Source organism: Actinomadura sp. NPDC048032, assembly GCF_040653175.1.
Lineage (GTDB): Bacteria > Actinomycetota > Actinomycetes > Streptosporangiales > Streptosporangiaceae > Spirillospora > Spirillospora verrucosospora.
Genome location: NZ_JBEZJP010000392.1, coordinates 1 through 7,911, shown reverse-complemented (window position 1 = coordinate 7,911; position 7,911 = coordinate 1). Strand labels below are relative to the sequence as shown.

The window sequence follows — 7,911 nt, the reverse complement described above, 5'->3', positions numbered from 1 at the left end:
GGGAACTCGTCCGGAACGGAACGCCCTGGCGTCGCCCACCGAGATCCCGCGTAGGTACTTGTAGAGCGCCAGCCGCGCCGGGAGCGTCTGCCGCGCGGGCGCGGCGGTCGAGGCTTGGGCGGGCCGGGAGTCGCCGGGCTCGGGTGTGAGCGGCGGCATCGTGACCTCGTCGCCGCCCCCGCAGCCCGCCAGCAGCGGGAGCAGCGCCAGGGCGGCGAGGGACGATCGGACGCGCACGGGGACCTCCTGGAAGCGCGAAGGCGGCCCGATCCTCCCAGCAGAGCGGTCCTCGCGTCCAACGCCTCGCCGGTGCCGGGCGGCGGCCCCTACTGGTAGCCCAGCCCGTGCCCGGCGGGCTTCCCGCCCGCCGGAACCGGCAGCCTGCCGGTGGGCTTCACCGCTCCGCTCAGCACCCTGGCCAGCGCCTCCACCGAGACCCGGCTGGAGGAGTAGGTGGCGAGCGCCGCCTTCGCGCCGCTCGCCGAGTCGAGGTCGTAGGGGCGGCCGAGCGCGGCGACGACCACCGGCCTGGAGCCGAGCGCCCGGATCCGGGACGCGGTCGCCGCCCCCGCGTTCACGGTGGTCAGCACGGTGACGTCGGCCGAGCCTGGCGCCGTGACCGCGACGCCCTGGCGGCGCAGGGCCGCCTGGAGCCGGCCGCTGTCAGGCCCGGACACGGCGACCTTCCTGCCCTTGAGGGGCAGCAGGCCGCCGTCGTTGCGGACGAGGGTGACCGCGTGCTCGGCGACGCCCCGCGCGACGGCCTTGTTCGCGGGGGTGCCGACCGCGGCCGCGGCCTTGGCGGGGTCGGCGGCGGCGTTCTGGAACAGGCCGCGCCGCTGCTTGAGCCTGAGGATCCGCGTCACCGACTCGTCCAGCCGCCGCTGCGAGATCTTCCCGGTCCGGACGGCCTTCACCACGGCGTCGTAGGCGCGCGGCAGGTCCGGCGGCATCAGCAGCTGGTCGGCGCCCGCGTTGATCGCCCGGACCGGGACGCCGGCGTCGCCGTACTTCTCGCGGACCCCGGCCATCTCCAGCGAGTCGGTGGTGATGACGCCCTGGTAGCCCAGCCTGCCGCGCAGCAGCCCCGTCAGGACCGTCCTGGAGAGCGTGGACGGGTCGCCCGACTTGTCGAGCTTCGGGACGACGATGTGCGCGGTCATGATCATGTCGACGTTCGCGGCGATCGCCGCCCTGAACGGGGGCGCGTCCAGCCGCTCCCACGTCCGCGGCGCGTGCCGGATCACCGGCAGGCCGGTGTGGCTGTCGGTCGCGGTGTCGCCGTGGCCGGGGAAGTGCTTGGCCGCCGCGGCGACCCCGGCCTCCTGGAAGCCGCCGACGGCCCCCCGCACCAGCGCGGACGCCAGCGCCGGGTCGGACCCGAAGGAGCGCAGCCCGATCACCGGGTTGCGCGGGTTCACGTTCACGTCGGCGTCCGGCGCGTAGTCGAGGTTGATGCCGACCGCGCGCAGCTCGGCGCCGGTGACCCGGGCGGCGGCGCGGGCGTCGGCGGGGCTGCGGGTCGCGCCGAGCGCCATGTTGCCGGGGAACGTCGTGACGAACGGCGTCCGCGACACGATGCCCTGCTCCTCGTCGACGCCGAGCAGCAGCGGGATCGTCGAGGCCTTCTGCAGCGCGTTGGACTGCGCGGCGGTCCGCGCCGGGCTGCCGATGTTGCCGGGGAAGTAGATCAGCCCGCCCACGCGGTACTTCCTGATCTTCGTGAGCGCGTCGGCGCGGCTGGAGAAGGTCGGGACGAACAGCTGCCCCACCTTGTCGGCCACGCTCATCTTCGCGACCCGGCCGGGGATCCATGCGTCCGGCGCGGGCGTGGCGGGGGAGGCGGGCGCGGCGGAGCGGGCGGACGGCGTCCGCCCGCCCCTGCCGTCCTCGCCGCCGCCGCAGCCGGCGGCCCCGCCTGCCAGCAGGACCGCCGCCGCGAGCGCGAGGGAACGTGTGGCACGCACCTGACCAGGCCCCCCGGAACGGTCTCGGTCACTCGGTCGCATCGACGCCCGCGACCGTAGCCGCCCCCGGGGGCCGCTGTCGACTCGATCTCTTCCGGTTCAGCTGTTCGGGGTGGGCGTGACGGCGCTCTCGCGGGCCTTCTGCTTGGCGATCCTGCGACGGGCGACCTCCGGCGGCACGGCGGGGGTCGGTGCGAGCGTCGGCGAACCGCCGTCCCGGCCGCCGGGCGCCGGCTCGCCGGGCTTGCGCCGGGACGGGGTCGGCTGCGCCGGGTCGGCGTCGACCCAGTTCGCGGCCACGCCGGAGAACGCGGGCTCGGGGAACGGCCGGGCCGGCAGGTCGCGGACGGCCTTGTCCATGAAGGACCGCCAGATCGTCGCCGGGAGGTTCTTCCCGGAGACCGTCCCGGCGAAGCCGGGCAGATCCCGCAGCGGGGCGGGCCTGGCGTTGCCGATGACCACGGCCGTCGAGACCTGGGGGACGAAGCCGACGAACCAGGCGGCGCGGTTGTGGTCGGTGGTGCCCGTCTTCCCGGCGGCCTCCCGGTCGGGCAGCGCCGCGTGCTCGCCCGTCCCGCTCCTGACGGTGGCCCGCAGCGCGTAGGCGGCCTGCGCCGCCTGCTCGGCGTTCAGCACCCGGCGCCCCGGCCGGTCCCAGGGCAGCGGGACCCGCCGGCCGTGCGCGTCGACGACCCTGGTGACGAGGTGGGGGACGACGGCCGTGCCGCCATTGGCGAACGCCGCGTACCCGGCGGCCTGGGTGACGGCCGCGACGTCGGGGGTGCCGAGCGCGATCCCGGCCTGCCCCCTGAACGGCGCGAGCGCGGAGGCGGGCACCCCGAACAGCCGCGCGGTCTCCTGGACGTCCGCGATCCCCGTCTTCAGGGCGGCCTTCACGTATCCGGTGTTGACCGACAGGGCCGTGGCCCTGACCAGGTCCATCGCTCCGAGCGAGCCGATCTCCTCGTCGTTGTCGACCTTGTAGCCCGGCGCGGTCATCGGCGTGATGTCACCGTTCGGCGCGAACTTCTGCGGGGAGCGGCCGCTGACCCACGCCGGACGCTGAGGCCCTTGCGGAGCGCCGCGGCCAGCACGTACGGCTTGAACGTGGAGCCCGCCTGCGCGACCGGCGCGAACACCGAGTCGATCTGGCTGCGCTTCGGGTCGCCGCCGTAGAGCGCCTTGACCTCGCCGGTACGGGAGTCGACGGCGACGAGCCCGGCGTGCACGGTCCCGGGCCACCGCGGCTCCTGCGCCTCGCGCATGGCCTGCTCGGCGTGCCGCATCCAGCGCTGGTCCAGCCCGGTGTAGATCTTCAGGCCGCCGTTGACGACGCTGTCCATCGGGATGCCGACGCTCGCGAGCTCCTCCTCGACCCGGTGCCGGACGAGGAGGTCCTGGCCGGACAGGCCGACGCCGGTCCACTCGTCCTGGGTCCGGGGGAAGCGCTGCCGGTCGGCCTCGGCCCGGCCGAGCCGGCCCATCGACACCATCCCGTCGAGGACGTACCGCCAGCGGGCGCGCAGCGCGCGGGCCGCGGGGCCGTCGCCCCGCGTGCGGAAGTACGCCGGCCGCTGGATCATCGCGCCGAGCAGGGCGCACTCGGCGACGTCGAGCTGCCAGACGTCCTTGTCGAAGTACGCGCGGGCCGCCGCCTGCACCCCGGACGTCTGCCGGCCGAAGTAGATCGTGTTGAGGTACAGGTCGAGGATCTCGTCCTTGGCGCGGCTGCGGTCGAGCTTCATCGCCACGAAGATCTCCTTGACCTTGCGGCCCATCGTCCGGTCGCGGCTGAGCCCCTTGAAGTAGTTGCGGGCGAGCTGCTGGGTGATGGTCGAGCCGCCCTGCGTGTCGCCGCCGGACGCGTTGTTCCAGAGGGCGCGGAACGTCCCGCTGGGGGAGACGCCGTGGCCTCCGTAGAAGCCGCGGTCCTCGGCGGAGAGCACCGCCCAGCGCAGCCGGTCGGGGATCTGGCCGTGCCGGACGTTCTCCCGGTTGGCGCCGAGGCGGAACAGCGGCGTCCGGCCGTCGGCGTAGTAGACGGCGGAGCCCTCGTCCGTGACGCCGTCCTGCGGCCGCGTCGGCAGCGGCGTCCGGACGTAGCCGACGACGACGGCGGCGGCCGCCAGCAGGACGGATGTGATGACCAACACGATCGCCGCGCGGCGCGGCCGGGTCCGGAGGGCGCGGGGCAGGCGGGTGAGGGCAGGCCGGAGACGGCGCGCCCTGGGCAGGGAGTGCATGGGACCTCGTTCGACGTGGAGTACGGAGACGGCCGTCGTCCGGGCCAGGGAGCGCAGGGGCGGGCATGCGTCAGGCGTGCACCCGCCTAAGGGGCGCACGCGGTCGGGGACATCCCGCGCGGACGACGCTGCGAACCAACGCAGCCGATCTGTAGAGCCACGCCTGTGGCCGGTGGTCCCGCGGGACACGGCCCCATCGGGACCGCTTCCGCGGCACTGCTGCCACCGTGGTCACAGCTTAATCACGATGGACCCCTGGATCGCAGGCGATTGCGGATCTTTGGCGGGGTCCATCGCGATGAACCTGACGGCCGGGCCGGATCGGCCGGGCCGGGGCCGGGCGGCCCTTCGCCGCGGGGCGGCGCTCAGCCCGGCAAGGGGTGGCCGAGGCGGCGCAGCGCCATCCCGGCCGCGCCGACGGCCCCGTCGCCGGCGCTGCGCGGCGCCTCGGCGAAACGGTCGCGCAGCCCGGAGCGGACGGCCTCGGCGACGGGGCCTTCGCGGAGCACCGAGCCGTGCATCACGACCGGTGCGCAGGGATCGGACAAGGCCGGGCGCACCGCGTCGACGTCGGCCAGCAGCCACTGCGCGGCCTCGTCGGTGATGCGCCTGGCCACGGGATCGCCGGCGGCCGCGGCGGCGGCGACCACCGGGCCGAGGCGGCCGAGGGCCGCGGGCGGGCGGCCGTACACCTCCTTGATGATCGCCTGGGCGAGGCGGGGATCGGGCGGGGCGCCGGGAGACTCGGGATGGCACGGCGGCCCGTGCGGGCCCGGCGGCCCGCCGCCGCAGGCGGGGTGGCGGGCGGACGGCGGGTAGGCGGACTCGGGAGCGAGGACGGCCGTGGCGCGCCCGCCGGCGGACAGCGCGGCGGGGTGCGGCAGCACGGGAGAGCCCGGTGACGGCGAAGGGGCGCCGGCCATGGCCAGCGCCCTGGGGTGGCGGGGTCTTCGCCGTTCCGAGTCGATCTGCGCCACCACGGTGGGGCCGAGCAGCGCCCGGGGGACCGAGTCGGTGAGCAGCGTCGGGGAGCCGCGGCCGTCGTAGGCGGCGAGCGCGGCCCGGACGGCCTCCTTCCCGAGCCACACCGCCGAACCCTCGTCACCGACGAGCCAGCCGTAGCCGTCCGCGCGCTGCACGATCGCGCCGTCGTTGATGACCGCCGCGCCGGCGCCCGTGCCGGAGAACACCACGATGCCCTTGGGCTCGCTGGTCCCCGCGGCGAACGCCACCGCGATGTCGGTCACCACCGCGGGCGAGCCGCGCAGCCCGACGGACTGCCAGGCCCGCCGGGCCGCCGCGACCGCGGCGGGCCGGCCGGCCGAGCCGGCGCCGGCGATGCCGAACACGCCGGTGAGGATGTGGGTGCGGTCTAGGTCCCCGAGCGCCTCCCGCAGGGCGGTGGTCAGCGCCCCGGCGGTGTCGCCTCCAGAGTTGGGGTTGGCCCCTGGGCCGGTGCCGGAACCGGCCAGGGCTCCCCCGAGCGTCAGCACGACGCAGCGGGTCTTCGTGCCACCCGCGTCGATACCGACCACGTAAGGACCGGCCAAATGGGTCAACACATGGCGACCGTAGCCTTTCCTAACGTTGACGTGACATCCAGCGCGTAAGAAAATTTCCTCCATGAGGAAACCCATCGGCCCCGACCGGGGCCCCGAGCGGGGGATCACGGGGGAGCCCGCGGCGCCACGGGACGACGCGGCGGGCAGGGACAGGGACGCCACGCCGCTGAGCACGGTGGTGCGGGTCCGTTCGCTGCTGCCCTCGCTGCCCCCCGCCGAGCGAAGAGTCGCTCAACGCGTCATCGACGACCCCGAAGGGGTCGCCAACTCGACCATCACCGAGCTCGCCCAGAACTGCGGCACCTCCGAGACCACGGTCATCAGGTTCTGCCGGGCGATCGGGTTCCATGGTTACCCAGAGCTGCGGCTGACCCTCGCCACCGAGGCGGGACGGGCCCAGAGCGCCACCGGCGGCCGGGTCATCGGCAGCGACATCAGTCCCGACGACTCGCTAGAGCAGATCGTGGAGAAGGTCACCTTCGCCGACGCGCGGGCCGTCGAGGAGACCGCCTCCCAGCTCGACATCAAGATGCTGGAGCAGGTCGTGGACGCGGTCGTCAACGCGAACCGGGTCGACGTCTACGGCGTCGGCGCGAGCGCGTTCGTCGCGGCCGACTTCCAGCAGAAGCTGCACCGCATCGGCCGGGTCTGCTCCGCCTGGGCGGACGCCCACATCATGCTGACCAGCGCCGCCGTCCTGAGCCCCGGCGACGTGGCGATCGGCATCTCGCACACCGGCGCGACCGTGGAGACCATCGACGCGCTGGAGGTCGCCAAGACCCGGGGCGCGAGGACCGTGGGGCTCACCAACTTCCCGAAGTCCCCCATCGCGGAGGTCGCGGACATGATCCTGACGACCGCCGCACGGGAGACGACGTTCCGCTCGGGCGCCACCGCCAGCCGGCTGGCGCAGCTCACGGTGGTGGACTGCCTCTTCGTCGGAGTAGCGCAGCGCACCTACGGGTCTACCCGCAAGGCCCTCGAAGCCACGTACGAGGCGGTCCGCGGACGGACCGTGCGACCCGACCGGAGGCGTCGGTGATCGATTGCGAGCTCCCCACGGAGGGACGGAACCCCCGGACCCTCGACGTCGACACGCTGCCGACCATGGAGGTGCTACGCCTGATCAACTCTGAGGACGCGACCGTGCCGAGGGTCGTCGGCTCCGTGCTGCCCGAGGTCGCCCGGCTGGTCGACCTCGCCGTGGAGTCGCTGCGGGCGGGCGGCCGCGTGCACTACTTCGGCGCCGGCACGTCCGGCCGGCTCGCGGTCCTCGACGCGGCCGAGCTTCCCCCCACCTTCGGCATCTGGGGCCGGGTCGTGGCCCACAACGCCGGCGGCCCCGGCGCGCTGTCGCAGGCGGTCTCCGGCGTGGAGGACGACGTCGAGCTCGGCCGCCGGGACGCCCGCGACGTCCGGGCGGGCGACGTCGCGGTCGGCATCGCGGCGAGCGGACGCACCCCGTACGTGGTGGGGGCGCTGCGCGCCGCCGCCGCGGTCGGGGCGCGCACGGCGCTGATCAGCTGCAACCCGCACACGCCGTACGGGGACGAGGTGGAGGTGCACATCGGGCTCGCCACCGGGCCCGAGGTGATCAGCGGTTCCACCCGGATGAAGGCGGGCACCGCGACCAAGCTGGTGCTCAACTCCTTCTCCACCACCCTGATGATCAGGATGGGGCGCACCTACTCCAACCTGATGGTCAGCGTGAACGCGCTGAACTCCAAGCTGCGCGCCCGGCTGGTGCGCATCCTCACCGAGGCGACCGGGATGGACGCCCGCACCTGCGAGAACGCGCTGTCCGAGGCGGGCGGCAACACCCGCGTCGCCCTGGTCTCGCTCCTCGGCGAGGTCCCCGCGGCACGCGCCACGATGGTCCTGGAGGAAACCGACGGCGGCGTCCGCGAGGCGCTGCAGAGACTCAGATCCGCATAGAACAGCAAGCGAGCTGCCCCTCACCTAAGCCCGCGATCGCGACGACACCGGCCACCGCCGCAACCAGCGACGACCCAACACTCGCGATCGCGTCCGAAGGCAGGTTCGAGCGGAGCGAGAACCTGATCGCGCAGCGAGCCGCAAGGCGAGACGGAGCGATGCCAGCGATCGCCGCAGTGCCCGACGATGGAGGGCCCTCCGGGC

General features: G+C 74.6%; 7 protein-coding genes. 2 read left to right on the top strand and 5 right to left on the bottom strand.

Annotated features, from left to right (window positions below; genetic code table 11):
• The 5 genes from AB0C69_RS34065 to AB0C69_RS34045 all read right to left on the bottom strand — a co-directional run.
• Positions 1-237 (bottom strand): hypothetical protein (locus AB0C69_RS34065; protein WP_360359085.1); only part of this gene is annotated, 237 nt, incomplete at its 3' end.
• Positions 238-326: 89 nt separating this feature from the next.
• Positions 327-1,967, bottom strand: a complete 1,641-nt coding sequence (locus AB0C69_RS34060) for a glycoside hydrolase family 3 N-terminal domain-containing protein (RefSeq protein ID WP_360359083.1) — start codon at positions 1,965-1,967, stop codon at positions 327-329.
• A 99-nt stretch (positions 1,968-2,066) separates the two neighbouring features.
• Positions 2,067-2,966 (bottom strand): penicillin-binding transpeptidase domain-containing protein, encoded by a 900-nt coding sequence (locus tag AB0C69_RS34055; protein WP_360359081.1) that lies wholly within the window; start codon positions 2,964-2,966, stop codon positions 2,067-2,069.
• Positions 2,963-4,210, bottom strand: a complete 1,248-nt coding sequence (locus AB0C69_RS34050) for a transglycosylase domain-containing protein (protein WP_360359079.1) — start codon at positions 4,208-4,210, stop codon at positions 2,963-2,965. Before AB0C69_RS34050 ends, AB0C69_RS34055 begins: the two co-directional genes overlap by 4 nt.
• 365 nt (positions 4,211-4,575) lie before the next feature.
• A complete protein-coding gene (locus AB0C69_RS34045; RefSeq protein WP_345177804.1) occupies positions 4,576-5,772 on the bottom strand; it encodes a BadF/BadG/BcrA/BcrD ATPase family protein in 1,197 nt (398 codons plus the stop codon).
• Positions 5,773-5,833: 61 nt separating this feature from the next.
• On the opposite strand from AB0C69_RS34045, the gene AB0C69_RS34040 reads away from it, so the two are divergent.
• Both AB0C69_RS34040 and murQ read left to right on the top strand, forming a co-directional pair.
• Positions 5,834-6,814: a MurR/RpiR family transcriptional regulator gene (locus AB0C69_RS34040; protein ID WP_345177806.1), complete on the top strand. Its 981-nt coding sequence runs from the start codon at positions 5,834-5,836 to the stop codon at positions 6,812-6,814.
• Positions 6,811-7,707 (top strand): N-acetylmuramic acid 6-phosphate etherase, encoded by an 897-nt coding sequence (gene murQ / locus AB0C69_RS34035; RefSeq protein ID WP_345177808.1) that lies wholly within the window; start codon positions 6,811-6,813, stop codon positions 7,705-7,707. The genes AB0C69_RS34040 and murQ overlap by 4 nt, the downstream gene beginning before the upstream one ends.
• Positions 7,708-7,911 lie beyond the last annotated feature (204 nt).

Coding starts and splice junctions, on each gene's coding strand:
- AB0C69_RS34040 (WP_345177806.1), top strand. CDS start 5,834: ATGAGGAAACCCATCGGCCCCGACCGGGGCCCCGAGCGGGGGATCACG.
- AB0C69_RS34055 (WP_360359081.1), bottom strand. CDS start 2,966: ATGACCGCGCCGGGCTACAAGGTCGACAACGACGAGGAGATCGGCTCG.
- AB0C69_RS34050 (WP_360359079.1), bottom strand. CDS start 4,210: ATGCACTCCCTGCCCAGGGCGCGCCGTCTCCGGCCTGCCCTCACCCGC.